This is a genomic window from Profundicola chukchiensis, assembly GCF_029664245.1.
In the GTDB taxonomy this organism is placed as follows: domain Bacteria; phylum Bacteroidota; class Bacteroidia; order Flavobacteriales; family Weeksellaceae; genus Profundicola; species Profundicola chukchiensis.
Genome location: NZ_JANAIE010000006.1, coordinates 122,655 through 148,548 on the forward strand (window position 1 = coordinate 122,655; position 25,894 = coordinate 148,548).

The window sequence follows — 25,894 nt, forward strand, 5'->3', positions numbered from 1 at the left end:
ATACTATTATTTATCGTTCCGTTATAACTGAATTAAATCGCTAGAGTAGTGGATTCTTTTTAATATTAAGATCGGTCAACATCATTTTATCCGCCTTCAATCTTTAAGATATATCCCTTAAATTAAATAAGACAAACAGTCTTTTAATGCCATTCTTAAGTTTAATTTATTTACACAAAAAAACGGTGAATAATTTCTTATCCACCGATTATTTAAATATAAAGACTAAAGCAATTCTTATGAAAGCTCTGCTTTAAGTCTTTCTATCTTAGCTTTAAGTTTTTCTAATGTTGCAGGATAATCATCTACGTGATCTAATTCTGTATGTACTGAGAAATAGAACTTGATTTTAGGCTCTGTACCTGAAGGTCTCGCTGCAATCTTACTTCCGTCTTCTGTATAGAATATTAATACATTAGAAGCCGTAATGTCGATAGGTGTAATTTCTCCAGTCTTAAGATTTTTAGATTCCTGTGTTTTATAATCATTTAAAACTACTACTGGACTTCCATCAAATGATTTTGGTGGATTAGAACGCCAATCCTTCATCATTTGCTTAATTTCTTCTGCTCCAGAAATTCCTGGTTTAACAATAGAAATTAAATCTTCTTGATAGCATTTTGTTTTAATAAAGGCTTCAATTAATTTCTTATAAATTGAACTTCCTTCCGATTTTGCTTTAGCTGCAATATGACAAGCCAGTAGGGTAGAAGTAACCGAATCCTTATCTCTTAAGAAATCATCTACCATAAATCCGAAGCTCTCTTCACCACCACAAACAAACTTCTGTTTTCCTTCAGCTTCGCGAATCATTTTACCGATCCATTTGAAACCAGTTAAACCTAATTTGCACTCAATGTCGTAGTGTTTAGCTAAATCTAAGAAAATGTCTGAAGTCACAATGGTTGATCCAATGAACTCATTTCCTTGGAATTCATTTTTGGTCTCTAATTCATTTAATAAGAAATCAGTTAAAATAACATTGGTTTGGTTACCATTTAATAAAACTAAATTTCCATCTAAATCTCTAACTGCGATACCTAATCTATCCCCATCTGGGTCAGTTCCGATAACGATATCAGCTTCTACAGTTTTTGCTAAATCTAATGCCATAGATAAAGCTTCTGGCTCTTCTGGGTTGGGAGATTTTACCGTTGGGAAATCACCACTAGGTTTAATTTGTTCCTCCACCAAATAAACATGCTCAAACCCAGCTCTGTCTAATGCTTCTGGAATCGAAACAATTGAAGTTCCATGGATAGGAGTGAAGACAATTTTTAAGGATTTATAACCATCTTTCTGTTTTCTAGCACCGTATTTTACACAGTTTTTAAGAAAAACATCATCCACATGATTGTCTAGAGTTTCAAGTAATTCAGGATTGCCATTGAATTTAATATCTTCAACTTTCACTGCACCCACACGCTCGATAATAGCTTTATCATGTGGTGGAACAATTTGCGCACCGTCGTTCCAGTAAACTTTGTATCCGTTATATTCTGGTGGATTGTGAGAGGCCGTTAAAACAATACCTGCATCACATCCTAAATGTCTTACTGCAAAAGATAATTCTGGTGTAGGTCTGAAGTTATCAAAAATAAATACTTTGATTCCGTTGGCCGTTAAAACGTCTGCAACGATTTGCATGAATTTACGACTGTTGTGTCTAACGTCGTGGGCAATCACCATTTTCAATTCCTTGTCGCCATGGAATTCCTTTAAGTAATTCGCTAAACCTTGTGTTGCAGCTCCTAAAGTATATTTATTTAAGCGATTGGTTCCAGTTCCCATGATACCACGCATTCCACCCGTACCAAATTCCAAATCTTTGTAAAAAGATTCTTCTAATAACTTAGGATCATTGTCTATTAGGTTTTGAACTTCATTACGAGTTTCTTCGTCGTAAGCTTCACCTAACCATACTTTTGCTCTATCTAATGCATTCATAAATTACTTTTTTAATAGTTCTCCATTGTCCTTAACTTCCACATCTTTCATGGGGTTGCCTTGGTACTCGAGGGTTGAGTTTTGTAAAATTCTTCCTGATAATTCTTTGCCAATGTTAGCTTCTACATCAGCTTCACCAGCTAAATCTACATCTAAAACCCTTACATCAAAATCACTTAAATCTACTTTAGCGTAGTCTTTAGCTTTTAATTTTAAGGTAGAGGTTTCACCGTGTACATTCACTTCAGATTTATCTAATACGGTGATTTTAGCTTCTTTGGCTATAATTCCGAATTGATTCACATTACTTGCATCAGAAGTTTCTAATTCAAAATTATCGAAATTAATGATGCCTTCAGTTTCTAATAAAACCTTTCCGGCTGTTGAAATTTTATTTAAGTCTTGGTGATAGTATAAATAGATTACATAAGATTCAAAAGCTTCTACAGCAGTTTTCTCACCAATATGTAATGTCTTGTTCTGAACATAAATGTCCATGTTTTCGATTAAATTCTTGTGCGTTTGAACGCTTACATAAGAAGAATCATTCGGTATTAAAATCATTTTGAAACTCCCATTAGCATCAATTGCATCAAATGCTTCAATCTTGAAATCAACAGCTAATCCAACATCACCTTCTCCTTTAATTCCATCTGAACAAGAGGTGAGTGCTAAACTAAATATTGAAAGTATAAATAAAAATTTGTTCATATTTTAATGTTGTTTTTAGGCTTGTTTGCTTAGTTAAAATTAAGAATTAACTTATTCAAAACCCAATGTTTCTTGTACTTCAAAGGTGCTAGCTTCGCGGTTACTTCTAACCACTAGTTCTCCAATAAAACCAGCTAAAAATAATTGCATTCCAAAGATCATACATAGCATCGCCAAGTAGAACCATGGATTATTTGCCACCAAAATAGTTGGAACTTCTTTGTAGAGCATGTATAATTTGCTCGCACCAATCCAAAAGACCATCAGAAAACCAAAGATGAACATCAAGGTTCCTGCTGCACCAAAGAAATGCATCGGACGATGACCGAATTTACCAACGAACCAAAGTGTTATTAAATCCAAAAATCCATTTACAAATCGACTGCTCCCGAATTTAGAAACACCATGTTTTCTGGCAGTATGTTGTACTTTTTGTTCTTTAATGTTCACAAAACCTGCATTCTTAGCCAACACAGGAATATATCTGTGCATATCGCTACGTAGCTGCAATGATTTTACAACGTCTTTTTTATAAGCTTTTAAACCGCAATTAAAATCATGTAATTCTAATCCACTTGTTTTTCTAGCTACAGCATTAAAAAGCTTTGAAGGAATATTTTTAGTAAAAACAGGATCTTGTCTTTTTTGCTTCCAACCCGAAATTAAATCCATTCCCTCTTCGGCGATTCCTTTATACAAAGACGGAATTTCCTCTGGGAAGTCTTGTAAATCCGCATCCATGGTTATCACCACATCACCTTGTGCCATAGCAAAAGCAGCATTTAAAGCTTGTGATTTACCATAGTTTTTACGGAATTTAATCCCTTTTACTTCTGGGAAATTAGATTGTAATACTTTAATAATATCCCAAGAATTATCAGTACTACCATCGTCTATGAAAATAATTTCATAGGTATAATCGTTCTTCAAAACTTTTGCAATTCGTTGATGTAGCTCTTGCAATGAGTCTTGTTCATTCAATAATGGTATGACGATAGATAGATTCATCCTTGTTTGGGTGTATTCCTAATTTTCCATAAAAAACTAAGCATTAAAGCAAGACTGAAGTTAAAGAAAATCAAAATACCAAGAATTAAAGTAAAAGTTCTGTTATTTAGTAAATTAGTATTCCTAACTTCAGGTGAATTAATCACTTTCTCTACATCTTCGTAATCTCCATTAACCTTAGCTTGAACTAAGCTATAATCTAAATACTCTGTTTTAAGTTGCTCAATTCCAGATGGATCTACATAATGAAAATAAGCAAAAACACATAGCAAACTTAAAACTCCAGCAATAAAACCAGGTAAAAAACTAAGCTTGAATATTTTAATGAAACCAATTCCTGGTTTGTTATTCCATTTCAATAAATTAGAAGCAGCCACAAAAGCATAAATACTTGTAATTACAAATGCATTAGCAATCGATGTTGCAATGATATATTGAAAATCAGAAAACTGAAAAATCTCTTGCGTTTTAAATAAAATCTGCACTACTAAAAACACTACCAGTGTTAATATAAATAGGATAATAGCAGAACGCCTAATGGGCCTTTTGAGCATAGATTGTTTTTAAGAATTGCAAAGATAAGATTTAGTGAATAATTCTGTGGACTATTGGGTCATGACATTAAGTGCCTTAGCAATCATTTCGTCTACCGCTTCTTTATAATTGTCTAAAAACTCTCCAGTAGAACGATTCGCAATTATGCAATTCAATGATAAGGCTTTGTGACCTAATAGATTAGCAAAGGCATAAATTCCAGAAGTCTCCATCTCGAAGTTATCTAAACCATTTTCATGTAATCGATCTAAAAAGTCTGCAGCTAGAGGTTTTAATCTTAATTCTCGCCCTTGTGGACCATAAAAACCAGATAATGAACCTGTATTTCCGCCTACGAAACCTTCACCGAATTTGTCGAATAGCTCTTTTGAACCTTCTGTGAAGTATAATAATGATTCAATTTCGTTGTATTTAAAATTAGATAAAAACTCCTTTTTAAAGTCAGCGCTATCTTTATGCTCTGGGTAAAATTTCATTAAACCATCAAAACCAACACTGTATCTGCTTTTTACAAAGCTCCCAGCACCAATCTTAGGATTTACAGAACCCGAAGTCCCAAATCTCACAATGTTTAATGAGGTGTGTTCAGGTTTAATTTCTCTGGTTTCTAAATCAATATTCACCAAAGCATCTAATTCATTAATAACAATATCGATGTTATCTGTACCAATTCCGGTTGAAAGTACAGTTAGTTTTTTTCCGTTTAATGTTCCTGCGTGCGTAACAAACTCACGCTTAGCTTTCTTGATTTCTACACTATCAAAGAACTTAGAAACTCTTTCAACTCTCTCTGGATCACCTACAAAGATGATATCTTGACCAATATCGCTTGGTAATAAATTTAAATGATATACACTGCCATCTTGATTTAATGGCATCTCAGATGCTGCTATTTTTTTTGACATATTTTTTAGTTTTGATTAACCTCCAACGCGTTTTACTTTCATTCCCATATCTTCTAGATATTTCATGATTTTATCTCTAAAATCACCTTGAATAATGATTTCATCATTCTTGGTAGAACCGCCAACGCCTAAATGACGTTTAATGTCCTTGGCCAATTGTTTAAAATCATCATCATTACCAGTATATCCTTTGATAATAGTGTTGGGCTTACCTTTTCTTTTCTCAAAATGGCACTCCACAACATCATCTGGAATCCACAATCCTTCGTCTTTTTTGGTTTCCTGTGAATCCTCCGAAGGCGCGTGATCAGGAAATAAATTCTTTAGTTGATCTTGTAAATCCATAACTTTCAAATATAATAAATTTTGAATAGAGATCGAAGTAAAAAGACGCATTTAAAACTGATTATACTTAGGCTAAAGTACATTTATAAAAGCGTTCTTACTTCAATTTATTGTTAAATAAACAGGCATGTTGGAATCAATTTCAATACCAAAACCCGCATTTTTAAGCTTCTATTTGTTGACTTTATTCTAAAAACCAAAAACCTGCTGATTCGCAGGTTTTTGATGATTTTTAATCTTAATTTTTAGTTTAAATATTTATTTAATCAAACCAATTTCTCTTAATCTTTGCGTTAAGAATTCACCGGCTGTAATGTCATCAAACTGCTTTGGATTATTCTCGTCAATACAATCTTCTAAAACGTCTAATTTCATTTCACTAATAGGGTGCATAAAGAATGGAATCGAGAAACGAGGCTTGTGCCATTCTTCTTTTGGTGGATTCACAACTCGGTGAATCGTAGATTTTAATTTATTGTTGGTGTGACGCGAAAGCATATCACCTACGTTAATCACTAATTCATCAGCTTCTGGAATCGCATCCACCCATTCGCCATCATGTCGTTGAACTTGTAATCCTCCTGCTGAAGCTCCCATCAACAAAGTAATTAAGTTAATATCGCCATGCGCACCAGCTCTTACAGCGCCATCTGGTTCTCCTGTAATAGGTGGATAGTGGATTGGTCTCAAAATTGAATTTCCATTCTTAACTTTATCATCAAAATAGAATTCATCTAATCCTAAGAATAAGGCTAAAGCTCTCAAAACATAAATCCCAGTTTTCTCTAATTGTTGGTAAGTTTCTTTACCCACTTTTGCAAACTCTGGAAGCTCCTCAACGTCTACGTTTTCAGGATAATCGAATTTGGCTTTATCAGCTGCGTCTACATATTGACCAAAATGCCAAAACTCTTTTAAATCTCCTTTGTTAGAACCTTTTGCATGTTCTTTTCCAAAAGAGGTATAACCACGCTGACCGCCAATTCCAGGAATTTCATATTTCTTTTTAACCTCTTCATCTAAATCGAAGAATTTTTTAACTTCCTTGTATAAGTTATCAACCAATTCATCAGATAGAAAGTGGTTTTTAAGAGAAACAAAACCAATCGTTTGGTAGGCATCTCCAATTTCATTCACGAATTTTTGCTTTCTAGCCGGATCATCTGATAAAAAATCAGCTAAATCTACCGACGGTATTCCATTATGACTCATATTCGTTTGTTTTAAATGTTATATTATCTTTTACTTTAATTAGCTTAAATTCAATAGGTTTTAAATTTCTGCAATCTTCCACCGATAGCATCTCTTGATTCCATAAATCATATCCTTCTAAGTTGAGATGCTCCAAATAAATCTCTGTATCTGAATTATTGAAAATTATATAAATGGTTTCTTCAGTACTTTTACGTTTATATATAATCACATCACCTTTTGTGTAGATAAACTTAAGTTCACCATGCGTAAATACGGGATGGTGTTTTCGTAAATCTATGATTTTTTTATAAAATAAATGTAATTCTTGGTTAAAACCTACTGCTTCATAGATGTTTTCATCTTCATTAAATGGGTTTTGAGTTTCTGGGTCAAATGTGTACTCAGGCCACCAAAGCGGCTTTCTACAATCTGGATCATCTGCACCCCACATACCCATTTCGTCGCCTGCCCAAATTTGTGGAGATCCAGGCATAGTAAATTGAAAAACTAAAAAATTTTTCATCCTTTGATAAACTACTTCACTAGGTTTACCCGTTTTGTAATTCACATCCTCTAAGGGCTTTGCGAAGTATTTATAGATATTTTTATTATTAAACGAACTTAGTAATCTAGGCGTGTCATGACTGGCGCTCATCATCATCATAGCCTTAATATTCGCATCTGGAATTCCAGCTACCATAGTGCCCAACTCTTCTTTTAATTGTTGCCCATCTATGTATTCATTTGGTTTGGCGAAGAATGCACGAACATGCTTAAAGGGTTGATAATACATAATTGCATCAAAAACATCATCGCTTATATAGGGTTTTGGATCCATCATTTTGTGAGGCCAATTCTCCCACCAAACTTCTCCCACCAAAAATGCTTCTGGATTGATAGCTTTCACATGCTTTCTGAAATCTCGCCAAAAATCTAAACCAATTTCATCGGCTACATCTAATCTAAACCCATCAATTCCGTATTTCGCATCATAGCCTTTGGGCGCTAGCCAACGCTCTACCACCTTAAAAACATGTTTCTTAACAGATTTGTTTAAATCACCTTGATACGGAAAACCTTTTATGTGATTCGAATAATATTTTTTCCGTAATTGAGGAAGTTCTTTTACGCCTGCCCATGAATTAAAATGTAGTTGCCCCATCGGTGAATTTGGATGATTGAACATATTTATGTCATACCAATCTGCGTATTTGGATTGAATTCCATTAATCAAAATATCTTGCCATGCCCAAAACTGAATACCAGTATGATTAAAAGAATAATCCACTACGATTCGCATATCTCGCTCGTGAACCTGAGCAATTAATTCTAGGAATAGCTTATCTGCAGAAGTCCATTGCCAAGTTTCTGAATTGCTAGGGTCTTCTTGTGCTATAATTAATTTATCGCCCTCGGGGTCAGGACCAAAATGAATATCTACATGATGAAAATTTCGTGCATCATATTTATGCAAAGAAGGAGCATCGTTAATGGGATTTAAATAAATGGCAGTCACACCCAAGGATTGAATATAATCTAACTTATCAATGACGCCCTGTAAATCACCACCATACCTTCTAGATTGAACTTGATCATACCATTTTCGAATTTCTTCTTGATCTAGAGATTTAGGAGCATCCTTATACCAATCAGAAGTCCAAGGTGTTAGTTCCCAATTTTCGTCGTAGGTATGAGGCCAAGCTCCTTGCATATTCTGGGGCGTTGGATCATTATCTGAATGGGCATTATAGAATCTCTCCACAAATATTTGATACCAAATAGCCTCCTGTGCCCATTGTGGCGGAGTGGTAAATGCAATATTTGATGAATTAGACATGTAGTTTGAATCAAGCTTGGGACGATAAACAAATGTAGTAAATGATTTTATATGGAATTTCTTGTCTATGAATTGCCAACAAGCTGCTTTAAAACATAAAATTTAACTGCTTGAAAGTCTCCATCCACTTAAAATTAAGGCTTTATCTCATTAAAATTCATTGAAAATGTGATTTAGACCTAGATAAAGCTATTTTTATTTTTAACTATACACTACCTTTGCCGCATGGAAGTACTACCTTATCACAATTTATACGTCGGAATGATAGAAACCTTAGAGTCAATCTTTGAGAAAGGTGACTATTCTGACAAAGCTTTAGAAAGAACATTTAAGAAAAACCGTCTTTGGGGAAGTCGCGACCGTGGCTTTGTGGCGGAAATGGTCTATGATATGGTAAGATGGAAAAGAACGATTGATTTTGCATCTGCTAATGCTTTGCGCAAAAGACATTATTGGGACTTTATTGCCGCTTGGATTGTTATGAATGATGGTAGATTACCAGATCTAGAGGAATTCAAGAAAGTAAAAGCTCAAAAGATTAAAGGTAATTATTTACAAGCTTTAAGAATTCCAGCGATTAAGCATTCGATTTCTGATGAATTATTTGAAATTGGACAAAAGGAATTAGGCGATCAATGGATTACCGAGTTAGAAGCTATGAATCAAGCAGCGCCAGCGGTTCTTCGTGTGAATACGTTAAGAACGAATGAGAAAGAACTTAAGGCGGAATTGTTAGATAAGGAAATCAGAATCACCAAACTAAAGCGTTTTCCAGATGCTTATGTATTGGTGGAGAAGGAGAATTTATTCTTAACTGAAGAGTTTAAGAAAGGTTATTTTGAAATGCAAGACGCTAACTCACAGTTAGTAGCTCCATTTGTTGAAGTAGAACCAGGAATGCGTGTAGCGGATGCTTGTGCAGGTGCGGGAGGTAAAAGTTTGCATTTAGCAGCCTTGATGGAAAACAAAGGAAACATTGTTTCTATGGACATCCATCAATGGAAATTAAATGAATTAAAAAGACGCGCCAAAAGAGCAGGAGCTCATAATATTCAAACTAAATTAATCGATTCAACCAAGGTTTTAAAGAGATTTAATAAATCATTTGATAGGGTTCTAATTGATGCGCCTTGTACTGGTTTAGGAGTATTAAGAAGAAATCCAGATGCCAAATACAAATTGGATAAAGCTACTTTAGAGCGTGTATTGGTTGAGCAAAAAGAAATACTAGAAACTTACAGCAAATTACTTAAACCAGAGGGTATTTTGGTTTATGTAACATGTTCAATTCTACCATCTGAAAACTCAGAACAAGTGAAAACTTTCTTAAGTAATCATCCAGAATTCACATTGGTAGAAGAGAAAACATTGATGCCAGCAGAAACTGGATTTGATGGATTCTACATGGCTAAAATGACTAAAAAAGCTTAGGTTTAATTAAGCCTAGAGTAGAGGATAAGCTAAATAATTTGAAGAAATAGATAAAAATTTAAGGCTTTGCGTGAATGGATTTCCATTTTGCAAAGCCTTTTATTTTATACCAAGTTCAATTCTCGAGCTTGTTTTTCTAGTTCTTCTTGATGATCTGGATGTGCAATGGAGATTAAAAGTTTTGCTCTTTCGCGCAAGCTTTTAGCAAATAAATTCACCACACCAAACTCTGTTGCGATATAATGAACGTGAGCTCTCGTCGTCGTAACGCCGGCACCTACTTTGAGCTGCGGAACAATTTTAGACACCCCTTTCTTAGTTTGTGAAGCTAAAGCAAAAATAGGTTTACCACCTTCGGATAGAGAAGCTCCTCGAATAAAATCCATTTGTCCACCCACGCCAGAAAATTGATAACTACCAATCGTATCGGCGCAAACTTGTCCGGTTAAATCAATTTCAATTGCGCTATTAATGGCGGTTACCTTAGGATTTCGCCTAATGATGGCGGTGTCATTGGTGTAGCCAGCTTCTTTAAAATGTACCACTGGATTTTCATTTACAAAGTCATATAACTTCTGACTACCCATGGCAAAACAAGTGACGATTTTACCTGTTTTAATTTGTTTTTCTTTTCCAGTAATCACGCCAGATTCATACAAAGGAAGAACACCATCTGAGAACATTTCTGTGTGAATCCCTAAGTTTTTGTGATTTCCAAGATTGCTTAAAACAACATTAGGAATTGCGCCAATTCCCATTTGTAGCGTTGCACCATCTTCCACCAATCCTGCGACATGTGCACCAATTTTAATGTCGGTTTCGTTAGGCTCTGTGGGTTCTATGCTGTAAATCGGTGAATTACTTTCTACAAAAGCATCAATTCTGCTTTTATGAATAATTCCGTCACCATGCGTTCTTGGAACGTTAGGATTGACTTGTGCAATGATTTTCTTAGCTGTTTCAATGGCGGGTAGGGTGATATCAATAGATACGCCTAGCGAGCAAAAACCATGTTGATCAGGTGGAGAAACTTGAATCAAAGCTACATCGATAGGTAGAATATTCCTTCTAAATAAAATATGAACATCGCCTAGGAACATAGGAGTATAAGAACCAGCACCAGAATTGACTGCTTTTCGGGTGTTCGCTCCGACAAATAAAGCATTGGTGTGAAAAGACTGATTATAAGGTTCTTGGGTGTATTTAGCTTCGCCTTCGGTGTGGATGTGAATGACTTCTACATTTTTTAACTCTTGGTATCTCAGCGACATAGCATCTACTAATTCCAAAGGAGTCATGGCTGCACTCTGAACAAATACGCGGTTTCCAGATTGAATTTCCTTAACGGCTTCGTGGGCCCTTACAAACTTCATAGGCTTTTATTAAGAGGTTTAAAGATAATAGAAAGCCAAGAATTTTGCAGATTTATATAACTGATAAATGTTAGAAAGTTGATTAATTTTTAAAGCTTTTTAATTCTTTTAATCGTTGTTGGTAGAGTTCAAAAATAGATTCAGCTTGCCAATCTTCTGACTCTGTTTTTCCATGACCTAAAGACATGGTGTTAAGTATTTCTCCGTTTTGTGTAAAATATTCGCAATTCCAAATGCTTTGAGCGAAATGATTTTTAGGCATCATTTGCTCTGTTTCTTTGGCATAGATTAAATCATTTTCAGCCTCAAAATATATCTCTTGATATAAAATTCCATCTGTATAAGACTCAATTTTAATAAGTCTACGTTTTTGATCTAATTCACAAATTTGCCAAAATTCTGTCGTATTGTTTAAGTCAGACACGACTGAAATATCTTGCACACACTCTTGAATTGCTTTCTCTACTTTTAATTTAATTTGTGCTTTCAGATTGGTCTTGGTCTCTTGTCTAGGCTTAACTTGAGAGCAAGCAGGCGCTAATAAGAAACTTAAACAAAGCAACAGAAAGATCGGATGAAGGCTTTTCATAAAGTTGATGTTTTAGTTGAGTTTAAATGAAATTAATTTTCGCAGAAATCGATTAGGAAATTTCGCACTTTGAAATTTATTTTATCACCGATAAGGCTAAATGATTCACAAGCTTTTTTATTTTGTCCTAACGCTAAAAAAGAAATTCCTGAAATTAAAAGTGCATTTTCATACCTATATTTAAATCTTCTAATTTGATCTGTTTTGTCTTTAAATTTTAAAACTTGCGGATAAGCATCTACAACATTTTTAAATAAATTTTTATCAAAATCTTTCGTCATTTGTGAAGTTATCTGCGTTAAGTCCTTTTCATCTCTATTGACATAGCCATTGCCCATCTCAACAAAAATAAAATTCTCCGTCATTAATAAATCTCGATCACATTTATTCTTCAATTTTCCCTCTGCTTTTAATAAAGCAGCTATAAATTGTTTGTCAAAGCTTTTGCTGATTCCTGAAAGTATTTCAATGTCTTGAATTTTGTTTTCTTTAGTTAAAACAAACCTAGCTTCAAAGAATTGGTTCGTTATAGAATACCGCTTATAACTAGGGATTTCATTGGTTAAGAATTGATGAAGACCTAAATCTCCCGTCATTTTAGCCTGACAGAATTTATTGTTTTCAACGAGCATCTGTCCATTATACTCAATAGGTTTAATCTGAAACTCAGGATATTTAGCTAAGTAATTTTCTTTGGTAAGGAAATAATATAATTTATTATCATCGCTATCCCTAAATATTAGTTGATCATCTTTTAACTCATAAAATATCTTTCGATAATGAGTCTTAATATATTTCTCTTTGATACTTGCTTTAGCAGCGCCATGTGAACTTATAAGAACATCTGGTTTTATTTCATAGCTTAAGAAGTTGGAGTAATTGTGATGGTTTATTTCTAATTTATCTCCATTTTCATAAGTGATTTTATCTAAAATCCATTCATTATACAAATCAGGATTTTGTGCTAATAAATAACTAGTTAATAAGATGAAGCAAAGACTAAAAAGATTTCTCATAAGTAATTGAATAGAAATATATATCTGTTTTAAAATTAAGAAAAAATCTATAAATCTGCTTTTAATATATAGATAAAGCTTGTTTTTATTATACATTCTTACGGATTTATGATAGAATTGATAATTATTAAATTCTTTTGTATCTTCTGTTTCATTTAATTAAAACCTATAATTCAACTTAAATTTTTAAAGAAATGATTAGATTTTCTCAACTTTTAATCTTCTTAATTTTTTCTTTGGGTTTCATTCATGCCCAAGATGCACGCGAACGAATCTACACCTTTACGCACCCCGATAAAGTATATGATTTTCAAGAGTATGAAAGTGCAAGTATCAAACAAACGGTAGATAAAAAAAGCAATAAGGAAGTGGTGGTGAAGCTTCGTTTTAAAACTTTAAAAAATCCACCTAAGTCCAAATATCCTATTCAGAACTTGCCCAAGGAATATCAAAAATATCTACAACCAAGTTCGCATATTGAAAGTAATCACCCAAGCATTGCCAAAATTGCTGCGCAAATTAAGAAAGAAGCCAATACCAACGATTTAAACATGTTGGTGAAAAATGTTCTACACTGGAACGTTGGGCATTTGTCTTATGGATTTCCGAATAAGATTCACTCAGCAGTGGAAGCTTATGATCAAAAAGTGGTGAATTGTATTGGTTATTCTCATTTGCCGGCAGCGATTCTTAGAAATCTAGGAGTGCCCACCAGAGTGATGCGTACCTATGTCATCAATGGTCGTCATATTACAAGACATTATATGATGGAAGTTTATTTCCCGGAAGAGGATTATTGGTTGACCATAGAACCACAAACAGCAGCTTTGCCTTTTACAGAGAATGTTGTATTGTATGTAGACGAAAACTGGAACCAAGCCAAGCATAAAGTAACCCGAGATTTTAGTTTAGACCCAAAAACTAAGGTTAAGAGTGGAACTAATTTATCTGTCAATCAAATCAACGAATTAAAACAATTGCCTAAACCAGAAGCTAAAAACATTAATCAACGTGATTTGCTGGGGCGTGTAATGGCATCCAACGATACTTATTTAGCTACTTTAGGATTTAAATATCCAGAAGCTAGACGCTCTCAAATTCCAGATATTCATTCTCATAATAATCAGTTGTTTATCTATAAAAATTCAGGGAATCAACTTAAGTTAGTTCAAAAAATCAATCCAAGCGAAGGATTTACGGAGGCAAACTTTAAACGAGTTAGACCGAGTATGTCACCAATTTTCTTGGCAGGAGCTAAATCTAGTTATGGTTTTGGAAGTTATGATTATAGATCACCCGCCATGGCGATGACAGATAATAGATTAGCTATCGGATTAACAGGAATTAGTGCCAACTCTAATTCAAATGGTGTTATTGTGATTTATGAATTAGATAAAAACAATAAATGGGTTCTAAAGCAGAAGCTTAGCTTAGATAATCATCCTGGAGCTGGAATAGGTGAGTCATTGGCTATGCATGGACCTTATTTATATGTAGGTGATCCCGAAGCAAGAGCAGGTGGTAAACCAGCATCGGGAAAGGTTTATGTATTTAAGGAAGAAAGGTCTCAATATGTTTTTAAAACTGAATTGGAAGCTAAAAGCCCCGCATCTTTTTCTTATTTCGGCTATGGTTTAGATGCAGATGATAATAGATTAATTGTATCATCTACTTCGCGCTTTGATCCTCATCAAATGTATGGTGACGAAAGACAAGGTGCAGTATATGTTTACAAACGAAATGGCGATAAATTCAGCCAAGAAGCAGTGTTAAAGGCAAAGGATGGACATGCCAGAGATATGTTTGGGTTTAGTTTGGCCTTAGATGGCAATAGCATTGCTGTGGGAGCACCATTACACAAAAGTAATGCTAAGGATGCAGGAGCGGCTTATGTCTTTGGTTTTGATGGAAAGACTTGGCAAGAGAAAACTAAATTAAGTGCTGCAAGTCCTCTAAAAGGTGATAATTTCGGGGCCAAGGTCGCTTTGTGTGGATCTGATTTATTTGTGAGCGCTCCCAATGCATCAACCGATTTAGGTGAACACGCCGGAGCTATCTATCATTTCAAATATACAGGACTTGCGGATTGGGAAACTCAAAATGTATTCACCGCTAAAAATGAAATCATAGACAATCCTGATGCTAACAGCGATGGAAGAGAAAACTTAGGTCATGATTTTAGTTTAATGAATCAAGAGTTAATTGCGGGTGCGCCGGGTATGTTTGGTCATCCTTATGCATATTATAATAATATGGGTGGTTTGTATCAGTTTAAACTCCCTGCTGATGCCACGAATCTACAAAAGCTTAGTCCTTCTTTGGCATCAATGAATACGCAACTTAGTATTAGCCCAAATCCTATGGTGGTAGAAAGCAAGCTTGAATTTGCGGTTCCTAAAAACACAAAGACCCAATTGGTTTTAAAAAATCAAGAGGGAAAACAAGTAGATTATTTACTAAACAAGAATTTGTCTTCGGGCGTTTATCAATATAATTTGAGCAGTACGCGTCTTTACCCGGGAAATTATCAATTGGAATTAATTTTCCCAGAGGATAAAAAGTTGAAATCATCATCTATTTCATTCACGCATTTGGCAGAAAAAGACTTAGAAAATGTAAGATAAATTACTTTTAAAAATAGAAGCACAGTCAAAAATCATTTGGATTTAAGACTGTGCTTTTCATTTAGCTTGATTAGTTAGCTAGTTTTTAGCTCATATTTCTACGAACTTCTTCTTCAATTTTATAGTTTTTCATTTGTTGTAAAACCTGCTTAGTCATGTTTTTATATTTATTTGCATTCGCTTCGTCGCCTAGTTTTTCATAAGTTCTTGCCAAGCCTCTCAACGAAGGCAAGTGCGTAAAATTAAGTTCTAGAGCTTCATGGTATAAATCAATGGCTAAATTATAGAAACCATCTTCATAAAGCTTTTCTGCAGCTTCAAAATGCTCGTCTAAGTCCTTAGAAATCAATTCAAATTCAAGGAAATCTTCTTTCTTAGAGGTAATGAAAGAACTAAGCACTTCTCTTGTAACTTTCTCTGCCACACTTCCTAATAGGATTTTATTGATACCAGATCTTCCGGTAGTTCCCATTAATAGCAAATCAATTTGATGAGCTTCAATAGCTTTTAGGATTTCTTGGGATGGACTTCCACCTGCAACTTCTTGACTATAGTCTAAATCAATTAAGTTATGCTTGTCTAAGAACCTCTTTAACTCGAGTTCTTGATCTTGCTTTCGTTGACGATTCACTTCATCTGGGTCAATTCGAGTAATCGTTTGCTTAAACTCAGTATAGACGCTCAATACAGTTAATTTAGCTTGGAATACGCGTGCAATCGCAATGGCATTTTTGAGTGCGTTGCTAGATTCATCAGAAAAGTCAACCGGACATAAAATGTTCTTAATTTGGCTTAAATCCTGTCCGCTTTTGATTACAAACACAGGAACTTTGCTTTGTAGCATGACTCTTCCGGCGGTAGTACCCAATTGAACACTATCTTTTTTCTGTTTTTCTCCAGCTCCGATGATCACTAAGTTAGCACCTATCTTTTTAGAAGCAAAGACGATTCTATCACTATAATTACCAAACATAATCATAGGGTCGCCCGTTTGAACTTCTTCCTGCTGAAATCTTTGATTAATTTTTTCTAATTCGTCTTCGGCAGCTTTTCTAACCAAAGAATCTACTTTTTCGTTGGTAGAACCTTCAGGCAATACGTGAACGAGTGTTAGTTTAGACTTAAATTTCTTGGCGAAAACAATGGCGTTGGATACCACATTTTCTGTGGAAGCTCTAAAGTCTACGGCAACTAAAATGTTTTTGATTAATTTCATTGCATATGGTTTTTAATCCTCTTGCGGAGGCGTGAGTTGGTTTTATGTTTTAAATAATTTGTTTCAATCTATTTTTAATGTCGATTAAAACCTGTGATGTCGCAATCCTTTGATTTAAAAATGAGATCAAATTCAATTTTCTTTTTGAAACTAATTGGCTTGCTTTTTCACTACTTAAATTTACAAAATAAATAAGTAATTAGAAAGACTTTAAGAAGCTAAAAACATGAGTTTTAATAGTTTGCTTTAAGGCTGAAAGTAAAGCTAGGAGAGAAGGTGTTGGATTATACTTCAACGATATATTCAGGCGCGATAGCTTGCGGCCTGGATTGGCGTGGAAATCCTTTGTTGGGCGCTAGAGCAACAAATAACAACGCACAAGAGCGACCAACGGAAGCTCCTTGGGCTAGATTATTTGTCTCTAGCGCACACAAAGATTGCAACAGAAAGCCAGTTAAGCCGCCCAAAAAAATAAAGCACAAAAAAAAGCCGCACATGGCGACTTTTGAATTTTTTCTATTGAATTGCTTACTCAAACTTGAGCGAGAACATAATGGCCCTCGTGTGCATAGACGAGAAGGCGCCCGCCCAAATTGGTGGCGTGTCTGGATCGTCTGCCACTAACTCGTTGTTGAAGAAGAAAATTCCTTTAACTGATGGTGTTAACTTAAATCTACGGAAGTAAATGCTAATACCACCTTCGATTTGGTATGAGAAACTGTGTGTTTTTAGCCTAAAAATCCCATCGAAGTTATCGTCTTCTGAGCTTTCCTCACTCTGCATGTTGACCATATATCCAACACCTGCTTGTAGGTAAGGACGCGTGTTAAACCAACGATCACCGTGGATTTGTAATAAAATCGGAATATCGATATAAGAAGATTTAATCTCGCGAATCGAATCATTGGCTGATGCTAAATACGGCGTTCCGTTGTATGGATTGTCGTAGATACCACCTTCGTGTATATTGTTGAAATATAGGTTACGCTCTGTGAAGTGAATCCCTGGCTGAATAAATAAATCAAATCTATCATTTAGTTTTAACTTACCCATAAGTCCGGCAGAGAAGCCCATTTTTGCTTCAGACTCGACATCAAATCTACCTAGATCGTTGATGCCCGTTTCGCTGGGATGCATCTTAAAATCGAAGTAATTCAGTCCCAAAAAGTATCCATAGGATAGTCTTTTCTGGTCTTCAGCGTTATTTTTGTCTTCTTTATCGAAGTTTGGCTTCCATTGCGCCTGGGCAGACACAATAAACATGATAGTGAAAAGGGCAAAAATCTTTCTCATATTTTGATAACGTATTGTTTGGCGATTTATTTTAAGCAACTATAAATACTCGCTATGCCAAAGGTAAGTTTTTTATCTTTAGGTTCAAGGAAATTTACAGATTTCAATATTTTGTTCAATTTTTCGCCATAAGGAAAGGCTTGTACCGACTCTGGTAAGTAAGTGTAGGCTCTGTGATCCTTAGAGAAAGTTTTTCCGATAACGGGTAAAATATTCTTGAAATAGAAATTATATAATTGTTTCATCGGGAACTGCTCTGGCTGTGAAAACTCTAAAATCACAAATTTCCCGCCTGGTTTCAATACGCGATGAATCTCTTTTAATCCTTTTTCTAATGTTTCGAAGTTTCTAACTCCAAAGGCAACCGTAATCGCATCGAATGTATTGTCCTCAAAAGGCATATTCTCTGCGTCTCCCTGAATCATTTCGATCTGATCGGTTAAGTTTTTCTCAGCAACCTTTACACGTCCATGCTCCAACATTCCATTCGATAAATCGAAACCAGTAATCTTAGCTTGTGGATTCTTTTTGGCTAAAGCAATCGCCAAGTCTCCGGTTCCGGTGGCTACGTCTAAGATAGTTTTTGGCTGGGTTTCGGTAACCATTTTAACTACTTTTTTACGCCAGCTGACATCGATTCCAACTGATAATAATCGGTTGAGGAAATCATATCTATGCGAGATGTTGTCAAACATTTGTTCGACTTCATCTTTTTTGCCCATGGTAGAGCCGTATGGTTTTACTTGTTCTGACATATTTTTCTAATGCTAATGTGGAGAATTTAGATTATTCGAAATTCTCAAAATAAAATTGTTTAAAATCACCAACTCTAAAAATCTTCTTACGTAATGTATCGTTTTCAGATTTTCGTGTAAAAGCTGGGAAGTCTTCGTCTAAGTTATAATAGAAATCCTCGTTATAAATCGTAGAATCTATTTTTACATCACCTAAATAGGTTTTGCCTTGATAAGTTGCTTTTAATTTTCCGAAGATAGAATCTTTATCTACCATTGGGCCATAAGGCAATCCATAGATAAAATATACCGAACGTGTCGGATTTATCATTCCTCTAACCCTTTTTACCTCAAATGTGCTTGCTGGAAAATTAAGACTATCAACCTCAGAAGCAACTTCTAATGTGTGTTGCCCTTTATCTAAATTAATTTTTAAATCCTGACTCGGCGGCACAATATATTTATTTTGGTCTATGGTCACGTTCAAAGTAGCTTTGGTAGGATTGTCTATAAGATAATAACTCTCTCTTTGAATAAATTGAAAATAGACCACCAAACTTAAAGCACTTACAACAAGCGCAATTAAAAATCCAATAAAATTTGGGCTCAATTTTTTCATAAGTGGGCAAAGTTAGGGATTTGCAAACAATTATTTGAATTGTTATTCAATAAAATCACCGCTAACTATAACTTATGAAATACTGCTTTCTAATTGTTTAAGTTGGTGTATGATTTTTAAATGACCTAAATGATGTTCGGCATGCCATGCATAGTAGGCTAGTAGAAAGAATAAATCTTGTTTTTCGTCGTGTTCTGGATGTGTTATAGACTTAGCAAATTCTCTCTCGTTCATGTTTTTTAGCAGCAATACCCATCTATAGTGTAAACCAGAAAGAATCTGTAGCGAAGAAGAAATTCCTGCCAGTTGACTATCAGATAAGTTCGCCCATAAATTTTCCTGATAAGGTTTAATGATGGGTTCGGTTTCGGTGAGTGCTAATTTAAACCGAATAAAGGCATTCATGTGACTATCAGCTAAGTGATGCACGATTTGAATTGCATTCCAACCGCCTGGGCGATAACTTTGTTTAAGTTGTTGGGTATCTAATTCTAAGGCTGTTTGTGCAAAATAGGGTGGAAGGATTGTAAGCTGATGAATATATTGGTCCACCAATTCTTGTTCGAATTTTTCGGGTGCTTTAAATCTTCCGATGGGATATTTAAGCTCTTCCATAATACGCTACTAAATTTGGTATGTGACGTTATAGCGAGACTTAACTGCTATATTTCTGTGACATCAAAGTTACTAAGAAAGGCGAAGATTAATCATGACTTCCATCATCGAAAACTTCAATCATAACTTCTTTTTCCACCAAATCGGTGAACTTGCCATTATAGCGTGTTGCCTTCACCATATGATTGTCGATCCAGTGATAGTTTCCGCCACGAGGTTTGCCCATCAATAGGCTATGATATTTGAAACCATGTTTCTTAAGCCATGTTTCGGTGTATTCTCTGTGAGCTTCTGTTCTAGAGGTAAAGAAACAAATTCTATGACCCTCGTCGTACCATTTATTACAAACCTTTAAGGCATCTGGATATACCTTAGCTGTTAACATTCTCTCAGGTTCTTCATTAGGTATATCCTCACCAATAGTACCGTCGATGTCAATTAGGTAATTTTTTACATTTTCGGGTAAGACTGGGCTAACAGCTTTACCATCTACGATAGTTTCTTTTAGCGTGATATCTTTCTTTTCTTTCATAGCTAGGTTTTAAATGTAAAGATACGGAATTGTTTTGGGTGTTTTTGGAGAGGCAAGTATATAGTAGAAGGGTGTTTTTAAACAGACTCTGAATCAAGTTCAGAGTGACGACTTGGTTTGGTTTAGGGTTTAGAGTGTAGAGTGTAGAGTGTAAAGTTGAGGGTTTAGGGTTTTCTGTCACATGGAGGAGTTTTTCTCCTTAGTGAAAAATGTATCGAAATGTCGACAGAAAGGTAATATGACAACCTTCGCGCTTCTCTTGTCTAAGGCTTCGATACAATTTTGCATTGCAAAATCCCTCAGCCTGACAAGAGAGATTCCGCATCAAGTGCGGAATGACGCCTTGGGTTTGTAATGCTCGGGGTGCCCAGGCGCATGTCATTCCGGGCTTGACCCGGAATCTAGTATTGTTAATCGAAGAATGTTTTGTTTTTAACCTTTGTGTTTAGGTGCAACCCAGCTGCTCCACTTTTAAGGGGAGCTGTCCGCAGGACTGAGGGGTTCTTAATGTTAGTTTATAGTTTATAGTTTATGGTTTTCTGTCACATTGAGTGAATTTATCATTAGAAAAATTTGTATCGAAATGTCGTTAGAAAGGGTGTTAGAGGCTTAAGCTTAAACAGACTCTGAATCAAGTTCAGAGTGACGCATCGGGTTTGTTTAGTTTAGGGTTTACGGTTCGCAGTTCTGTGCTTGCAGAACAATTCAAAATTTAGAATTCAAAATTCATCATTTCTTCTCTTGTCTTAGGCTTCGATACAATTTTGTTTCACAAAATCACTCAGCCTGACAAGAGGATGTGTTTTAAGGTGTTGAAAATCAGTAACTAGGAAAAACGACGAGTAAACTCGTTAATTTTGCTTAGAATATTTAATGTATAAGGCTTAAATTAGTAGTAAATCTATTGGTTAATTAGGGTGATGAAACTTAGTTATGTACTAAATCAGCAATATTCTCAAATAAAGGAATTCTTTTCCTTTGTTGAGTTTTTACTTATATCTTTCCTCAACTTACTTTTTAAGCTAAATCTTGAAGTTTATGAAAAAGCATTAAAATTCCAGAAAGAAAGTAATATTATAGGAATTATTTTGTCTATGAAAACCTCCTCAATTTTAAGTTTAGGAATTGAAGTTGTAAACTATTTTGAGAATACGAAAACTAAATCTTTTCGGAGGTGTATTTTGACTTAAAATAAGACATAAGCGATTTTTATAGCATAGCCTGAAATCAAATTTCAGGCTATTTTTTTGCTAAAAACATCCGCATAATCTGCGAATTTCATCCGCATCTTTTGCAAATTTCATCCGCATAAAGTTGTTACATTATCCGCATAAAGTGATTTGTTCATCTGCATGAAATAAAATTTCATGCAGATGAACAAAATTTTATCCGAAATCATCGATTTTGAGCATCATGTAGCACTAATTTTGCTTCAAATATCTCGCGTTTTGGGTCTGTTTTATGGCTGAAAAAAGTCTTTATCGAGTTGTTTTTTTGCAAATTTTGTGGGTGAAATTTGGTTTAATTTGGGTGTTTTTTACTAAGAATTGAATCAAAATTTAACACCCTATACCTGCTGATTTTTGCTCGGAATTTGAAGTTTTTGGGTTATAAGTATTTCGCTGGTTTTTACTTCTAGGTTTAGTTTAGAGTGTAGGGTTTAGAGTTTAGGGCTTTCTGTCACATTGAGTGTTTTTCTCTATCGAGAAAAATGTATCGAAATGTCGACAGAAAGGGAGCATTACAAGCATCGCGCTTCTCTTGTCTTAGGCTTCGTTACAATTTTGTTGTACAAAATCACTCAGCCTGACAAGAGGATACACGACTTAAATTATATTTAAACAAATTAAACAAATTAAACAAATTAAACAATTTTAAACTAGCCTTAAACCTTCCTAGCAGAAGACTCTGAATCAAGTTCAGAATGACGCCTTGGGTTGGTTTAGGGTTTAGAGTGTAAAGTTGAGGGTTTAGGGTTTTCTGTCACATTGAGTGTTTTTCTCGTTAGAGAAAAATGTATCGAAATGTCGACAGAATGGGTGTTAGCAGCTTAATCTTAAACAGACTCTGAATCAAGTTCAGAGTGACGCTCCGGGTTTATTTAGTTTAGGGTGTATAGTAATTAGTTTAGGGTTCATGGTTCGCAGTTCTGTGCGTGCAGAACAATTCAAAATTTAGAATTTAAAATTCATTATTTCTTCTCTTGTCCAAGGCTTTGATACAATTTTGTTGCACAAAATCACTCAGCCTGACAAGAGAGATTCCGCATCAAGTGCGGAATGACGCTTCGGGTTTGCATTCATGGATGAAGTTTAAAAAACCTTTAAACCAATTAAACAATTTTAAACTAACCTTAAACCACATGAACAGAAGACTCTGAATCAAGTTCAGAGTGACGCCTTGGGTTTGTACTACTCGAGGTGCCCAGGCGCAGGTCATTCCGGGCTTGACCCGGAATCTAGAATGGTTAATCGAAGAATATTTTTGTTTTTCACCCTGGTTAGGCGCAACCCAGCTGCTCCACTTTTAAGGGGAGCTGTCCGCAGGACTGAGGGGTTCTTGATGCTAGTTTAGGGTGTAGAGTGTATAGTAATTAGTTTAGGGTTCACGGTTCGTAGTTCTGTGCGTGCAGAAAAATTCAAAATTTAGAATTCAAAATTCATCATTTCTTCTCTTGTCCAAGGCTTTGATACAATTTTGTTGTACAAAATCACTCAGCCTGACAAGAAAGATTCCGCATCAAGTGCGGAATGACGCTTCGGGGTTGCATTTAAGGATGTAGCTTAAACCATCTTTAAACCAATTAAACTACTTTATTAAACAGACTCTGAATCAAGTTCAGAGTGACGCCTTGGGTTTGCTTTAAGGGATGAAATTAAACTACTTTTAAACTATTTAAACAATATTAAACTACTTTTATTCCACCTTAACTATCCTTTTTTCTTCAAAGAGTATAAGTCTAATCGGCGGGATTTTAAGTTCTTAACGCTTCCTTGTTCGTGTAGTTCTAATAATAAATCTAAATCCACATCCTCAATCAAAATCATCTCGGTGTTAGGTGTAGAGGCGGCCTTGATACCATCTGCGGGGAAGGCGAAATCACAGGGTGTGAATACCATCGACTGTGAGTATTGAATGTCCATGTTGTGGACTTTTGGTAAGTTACCTACCGATCCTGCAATGGCAACATAACACTCGTTTTCAATCGCACGGGCTTGAGCACAATACCTCACACGTGAATAACCGTTTTTGGTGTCGGTAAGGAAAGGAACGAATAAAATATCCATGCCTTGGTCCGCTAATAGTCTACCTAACTCAGGAAACTCAACATCATAACAAATCAAGATTCCTACTTTTCCGCAATCGGTGTCGAAGGCTTCTATTTTGCTTCCACCTTGTAATCCCCATGCTTTTTCTTCGTCTGGCGTTGGGTGAAGTTTCTCATATCGCTCAATCGATCCATCTCTGCGGCATAAGAAACCAACATTGTGCAAGGTTTCGTCTATCACCTCTGGCATAGAACCCGTAATGATGTTAATATTATACTGCACCGCCAATTCAGAGAAACGAATTTTGAAATCTTCGGTATAGTCCGCCAACTTACGAATGGCCTCAGCCTCGCTCAAGTGGTTGTAATCAGCCATTAATGGCGCATTAAAATACTCTGGAAATAAAGCAAAATCTGAACGATAACCCGAAAGAGTATTGATAAAATACTCTGCCTGTTCCATAACATCCTCAAAATTTGCATAAGGACGCATTTGCCATTGAATTAAACCTAATCTAACAACGGTTTTGTTGGAGTAAAGCGCGCGCTCCTCATTCTCTTCGTAGTAGATATTATCCCATTCCATTAAGATGGCGTTCTTTTCCGAACGCTTATCGTCTGGAAGGTAATTTCTTAGAATTCTAGTTGGGCGGAAATCATTAGAAATCTGAAAGTTAAGCACGGGGTCATGAATCTCCTTACTGCTCACTTTGTCTATATATTGTCTTGGTGTCAGTTCGTCTGAGTATTCATGATAATTCGGCATTCTACCTCCAAAGGCGATTCCTCTTAGGTTTAATTGCTCACACAATTCACGGCGATATTCATAAAGACGTCGACCGAGTTTCATCCCTCTAAAGTCTGGATGAACAAAAATATCTATACCATATAGTACATTTCCCTTGTTGGTGTGGGTAGAGAAAGTTTCTTTACCGGTGATGGAATCGTAGGTGTGATGGCGATCTACTTTCTTACCATCAACAATTATGGCTAAGGCAGCCGCTGCAATTTCATCGTTAACTTTTAAAACTACCTGACCTTCTGGGAATTTCTTGATAAGATTTTTGATTTGATTCTCTTCCCAGACTACATGTGGCATGCTTTGATAAGAAGCCTCCATGGTAGCGCGCAGGGCCGGATAATCTTTAAGGGTAAGATATTTTAATTCGATGTTTTCTATGTTCTCGTGTTTCATGCCTAGGATTAATTGTTTGCAAAAATACGAAAGCAAGTCATGTGATTTTAATTTTAAGTTTAAATAATGCTATTGGTTGGTGGATAGTGTAGAGTTTAGGGTTTAGAGTTTTCTGTCAGGCGTATGTCATGCTGAACTTGATTCAGCATCTAGCGCAAATTTGGTTTTAAATTTAAAAGATTCCGCATCAAGTGCGGAATGACGCCTTGGTTTAGTTTAGGGTTTAGAGTTTAGAGTGTAGAGTTTTCTGTCACATGGAGGAGGATTTCTCGATAGAGAAAAATGTATCGAAATGTCGACAGAAAGGGAGCACGACAACCTTTGCACTTCTCTTGTCTAAGGCTTCGATACAATTTTGTTGCACAAAATCACTCAGCCTGACAAGAGAGACTTTGCCTCAAGTTCAGAGTGACGCCTTGGGATTGCATTCAAGGATGAACCTTAAAGCATCTTTAAACTAATTAAACAATATTAAACTACGTTAAGAGAAGACTCTGAATCAAGTTCAGAGTGACGCCTTGGGTTTAGAGTTCAGATTTTAGGGTTCACGGTTCACAGTTCTGTGCGTGTAATTAAATTTAAAATTTAGAATTCAAAATTCATCATTTCTTCTCTTGTCTAAGGCTTCGATACAATTTTGTTGCACAAAATCACTCAGCCTGACAAGAGGATACACGACTTAAATTATATTTAAACAATCTTAATCCACTTTATTAAAAGACTCTGAATCAAGTTCAGAGTGACGCTTCGGGGTTGCATTCTTGGATGAAGCTTAAACAAGCTTTAAACTAATTAAACTAATTAAACAATTTTAAGCAACTTTAAACTACTTTATTAAACAGACTCTGAATCAAGTTCAGAGTGACGCCTTGGGTTTTTTTAGCTTG

General features: G+C 35.4%; 20 protein-coding genes. 2 read left to right on the plus strand and 18 right to left on the minus strand.

The genetic code is table 11. The features are described 5' to 3' along the window. Positions 1–237: 237 nt before the first annotated feature. The 8 genes from NLM59_RS09295 to NLM59_RS09330 form a co-directional block, all read right to left on the minus strand. A complete protein-coding gene (locus tag NLM59_RS09295) occupies positions 238–1,947 on the minus strand; it encodes a phospho-sugar mutase (protein WP_304417504.1) in 1,710 nt (569 codons plus the stop codon). Positions 1,948–1,950: 3 nt separating this feature from the next. Then, positions 1,951–2,658, minus strand: coding sequence for a GIN domain-containing protein (locus NLM59_RS09300; protein ID WP_304417505.1), 708 nt, complete (start codon positions 2,656–2,658; stop codon positions 1,951–1,953). Between the two features lie 51 nt (positions 2,659–2,709). After that, complete coding sequence (locus NLM59_RS09305; RefSeq protein WP_304417506.1) at positions 2,710–3,666, minus strand: glycosyltransferase family 2 protein; 957 nt, start codon at positions 3,664–3,666, stop codon at positions 2,710–2,712. After that, the gene (locus NLM59_RS09310) at positions 3,663–4,220 is read right to left on the minus strand and encodes a DUF4199 domain-containing protein (RefSeq protein ID WP_304417507.1); all 558 of its coding nucleotides are present in this window, start codon (positions 4,218–4,220) and stop codon (positions 3,663–3,665) included. The genes NLM59_RS09305 and NLM59_RS09310 overlap by 4 nt, the downstream gene beginning before the upstream one ends. A 51-nt stretch (positions 4,221–4,271) precedes the next feature. Next, positions 4,272–5,126 carry a nucleoside phosphorylase gene (locus NLM59_RS09315; protein ID WP_304417508.1) on the minus strand — a complete coding sequence of 285 codons (855 nt, stop codon included), beginning with the start codon at positions 5,124–5,126 and terminating at the stop codon, positions 4,272–4,274. A 15-nt stretch (positions 5,127–5,141) separates the two neighbouring features. Then, positions 5,142–5,471, minus strand: coding sequence for a translation initiation factor (locus NLM59_RS09320; protein WP_304417509.1), 330 nt, complete (start codon positions 5,469–5,471; stop codon positions 5,142–5,144). A gap of 258 nt (positions 5,472–5,729) precedes the next feature. Next, positions 5,730–6,683 carry an isopenicillin N synthase family dioxygenase gene (locus NLM59_RS09325; RefSeq protein ID WP_304417510.1) on the minus strand — a complete coding sequence of 318 codons (954 nt, stop codon included), beginning with the start codon at positions 6,681–6,683 and terminating at the stop codon, positions 5,730–5,732. Then, positions 6,673–8,502, minus strand: coding sequence for a glycoside hydrolase family 13 protein (locus tag NLM59_RS09330; protein ID WP_304417511.1), 1,830 nt, complete (start codon positions 8,500–8,502; stop codon positions 6,673–6,675). Before NLM59_RS09330 ends, NLM59_RS09325 begins: the two co-directional genes overlap by 11 nt. Positions 8,503–8,727: 225 nt before the next feature. Here NLM59_RS09330 and NLM59_RS09335 point away from each other — a divergent pair, with 225 nt between their 5' ends. After that, a complete protein-coding gene (locus tag NLM59_RS09335; protein WP_304417512.1) occupies positions 8,728–9,933 on the plus strand; it encodes an RsmB/NOP family class I SAM-dependent RNA methyltransferase in 1,206 nt (401 codons plus the stop codon). 104 nt (positions 9,934–10,037) lie between these two features. Here NLM59_RS09335 and NLM59_RS09340 read toward each other — a convergent pair whose 3' ends face one another. From NLM59_RS09340 to NLM59_RS09350, 3 genes are all read right to left on the minus strand, one after another. Beyond that, positions 10,038–11,306 (minus strand): acetyl-CoA hydrolase/transferase family protein, encoded by a 1,269-nt coding sequence (locus NLM59_RS09340; RefSeq protein ID WP_304417513.1) that lies wholly within the window; start codon positions 11,304–11,306, stop codon positions 10,038–10,040. Positions 11,307–11,388: 82 nt separating this feature from the next. Next, positions 11,389–11,895, minus strand: coding sequence for a hypothetical protein (locus tag NLM59_RS09345; RefSeq protein ID WP_304417514.1), 507 nt, complete (start codon positions 11,893–11,895; stop codon positions 11,389–11,391). 32 nt (positions 11,896–11,927) lie between these two features. Continuing rightward, positions 11,928–13,007, minus strand: a complete 1,080-nt coding sequence (locus NLM59_RS09350; protein WP_304417515.1) for a hypothetical protein — start codon at positions 13,005–13,007, stop codon at positions 11,928–11,930. A 98-nt stretch (positions 13,008–13,105) separates the two neighbouring features. Between NLM59_RS09350 and NLM59_RS09355 the strand changes: the two genes are divergently transcribed. Further along, on the plus strand, positions 13,106–15,535 hold the full coding sequence (locus tag NLM59_RS09355; RefSeq protein WP_304417516.1) for a transglutaminase domain-containing protein: 2,430 nt from the start codon (positions 13,106–13,108) through the stop codon (positions 15,533–15,535). Positions 15,536–15,620: 85 nt separating this feature from the next. Here the strand turns inward: NLM59_RS09355 and NLM59_RS09360 are convergent, their stop codons facing one another. From NLM59_RS09360 to NLM59_RS09390, 7 genes are all read right to left on the minus strand, one after another. Beyond that, complete coding sequence (locus tag NLM59_RS09360; RefSeq protein ID WP_304417517.1) at positions 15,621–16,751, minus strand: universal stress protein; 1,131 nt, start codon at positions 16,749–16,751, stop codon at positions 15,621–15,623. 528 nt (positions 16,752–17,279) lie between these two features. Then, complete coding sequence (gene porT, locus NLM59_RS09365; RefSeq protein ID WP_304417518.1) at positions 17,280–18,044, minus strand: type IX secretion/gliding motility protein PorT/SprT; 765 nt, start codon at positions 18,042–18,044, stop codon at positions 17,280–17,282. A gap of 26 nt (positions 18,045–18,070) precedes the next feature. Continuing rightward, a complete protein-coding gene (gene ubiE, locus NLM59_RS09370; RefSeq protein WP_304417519.1) occupies positions 18,071–18,799 on the minus strand; it encodes a bifunctional demethylmenaquinone methyltransferase/2-methoxy-6-polyprenyl-1,4-benzoquinol methylase UbiE in 729 nt (242 codons plus the stop codon). 31 nt (positions 18,800–18,830) lie between these two features. Next, complete coding sequence (locus NLM59_RS09375; RefSeq protein WP_304417520.1) at positions 18,831–19,397, minus strand: hypothetical protein; 567 nt, start codon at positions 19,395–19,397, stop codon at positions 18,831–18,833. A gap of 72 nt (positions 19,398–19,469) precedes the next feature. Then, positions 19,470–20,012 (minus strand): YfiT family bacillithiol transferase, encoded by a 543-nt coding sequence (locus NLM59_RS09380; protein ID WP_304417521.1) that lies wholly within the window; start codon positions 20,010–20,012, stop codon positions 19,470–19,472. 88 nt (positions 20,013–20,100) lie between these two features. Continuing rightward, the gene (locus NLM59_RS09385) at positions 20,101–20,544 is read right to left on the minus strand and encodes an LNS2 domain-containing protein (RefSeq protein ID WP_304417522.1); all 444 of its coding nucleotides are present in this window, start codon (positions 20,542–20,544) and stop codon (positions 20,101–20,103) included. A 2,930-nt stretch (positions 20,545–23,474) separates the two neighbouring features. After that, positions 23,475–25,007 carry a bifunctional GNAT family N-acetyltransferase/carbon-nitrogen hydrolase family protein gene (locus NLM59_RS09390; RefSeq protein WP_304417523.1) on the minus strand — a complete coding sequence of 511 codons (1,533 nt, stop codon included), beginning with the start codon at positions 25,005–25,007 and terminating at the stop codon, positions 23,475–23,477. Positions 25,008–25,894 lie beyond the last annotated feature (887 nt).

What these genes read in the sequence shown, in the direction of transcription:
- NLM59_RS09295 (WP_304417504.1), bottom strand. Translation starts at nt 1,947, where the DNA reads ATGAATGCATTAGATAGAGCAAAAGTATGGTTAGGTGAAGCTTACGAC.
- NLM59_RS09300 (WP_304417505.1), bottom strand. Translation starts at nt 2,658, where the DNA reads ATGAACAAATTTTTATTTATACTTTCAATATTTAGTTTAGCACTCACC.
- NLM59_RS09305 (WP_304417506.1), bottom strand. Translation starts at nt 3,666, where the DNA reads ATGAATCTATCTATCGTCATACCATTATTGAATGAACAAGACTCATTG.
- NLM59_RS09310 (WP_304417507.1), bottom strand. Translation starts at nt 4,220, where the DNA reads ATGCTCAAAAGGCCCATTAGGCGTTCTGCTATTATCCTATTTATATTA.
- NLM59_RS09315 (WP_304417508.1), bottom strand. Translation starts at nt 5,126, where the DNA reads ATGTCAAAAAAAATAGCAGCATCTGAGATGCCATTAAATCAAGATGGC.
- NLM59_RS09320 (WP_304417509.1), bottom strand. Translation starts at nt 5,471, where the DNA reads ATGGATTTACAAGATCAACTAAAGAATTTATTTCCTGATCACGCGCCT.
- NLM59_RS09325 (WP_304417510.1), bottom strand. Translation starts at nt 6,683, where the DNA reads ATGAGTCATAATGGAATACCGTCGGTAGATTTAGCTGATTTTTTATCA.
- NLM59_RS09330 (WP_304417511.1), bottom strand. Translation starts at nt 8,502, where the DNA reads ATGTCTAATTCATCAAATATTGCATTTACCACTCCGCCACAATGGGCA.
- NLM59_RS09335 (WP_304417512.1), top strand. Translation starts at nt 8,728, where the DNA reads ATGGAAGTACTACCTTATCACAATTTATACGTCGGAATGATAGAAACC.
- NLM59_RS09340 (WP_304417513.1), bottom strand. Translation starts at nt 11,306, where the DNA reads ATGAAGTTTGTAAGGGCCCACGAAGCCGTTAAGGAAATTCAATCTGGA.
- NLM59_RS09345 (WP_304417514.1), bottom strand. Translation starts at nt 11,895, where the DNA reads ATGAAAAGCCTTCATCCGATCTTTCTGTTGCTTTGTTTAAGTTTCTTA.
- NLM59_RS09350 (WP_304417515.1), bottom strand. Translation starts at nt 13,007, where the DNA reads ATGTATAATAAAAACAAGCTTTATCTATATATTAAAAGCAGATTTATA.
- NLM59_RS09355 (WP_304417516.1), top strand. Translation starts at nt 13,106, where the DNA reads ATGATTAGATTTTCTCAACTTTTAATCTTCTTAATTTTTTCTTTGGGT.
- NLM59_RS09360 (WP_304417517.1), bottom strand. Translation starts at nt 16,751, where the DNA reads ATGAAATTAATCAAAAACATTTTAGTTGCCGTAGACTTTAGAGCTTCC.
- porT (WP_304417518.1), bottom strand. Translation starts at nt 18,044, where the DNA reads ATGAGAAAGATTTTTGCCCTTTTCACTATCATGTTTATTGTGTCTGCC.
- ubiE (WP_304417519.1), bottom strand. Translation starts at nt 18,799, where the DNA reads ATGTCAGAACAAGTAAAACCATACGGCTCTACCATGGGCAAAAAAGAT.
- NLM59_RS09375 (WP_304417520.1), bottom strand. Translation starts at nt 19,397, where the DNA reads ATGAAAAAATTGAGCCCAAATTTTATTGGATTTTTAATTGCGCTTGTT.
- NLM59_RS09380 (WP_304417521.1), bottom strand. Translation starts at nt 20,012, where the DNA reads ATGGAAGAGCTTAAATATCCCATCGGAAGATTTAAAGCACCCGAAAAA.
- NLM59_RS09385 (WP_304417522.1), bottom strand. Translation starts at nt 20,544, where the DNA reads ATGAAAGAAAAGAAAGATATCACGCTAAAAGAAACTATCGTAGATGGT.
- NLM59_RS09390 (WP_304417523.1), bottom strand. Translation starts at nt 25,007, where the DNA reads ATGAAACACGAGAACATAGAAAACATCGAATTAAAATATCTTACCCTT.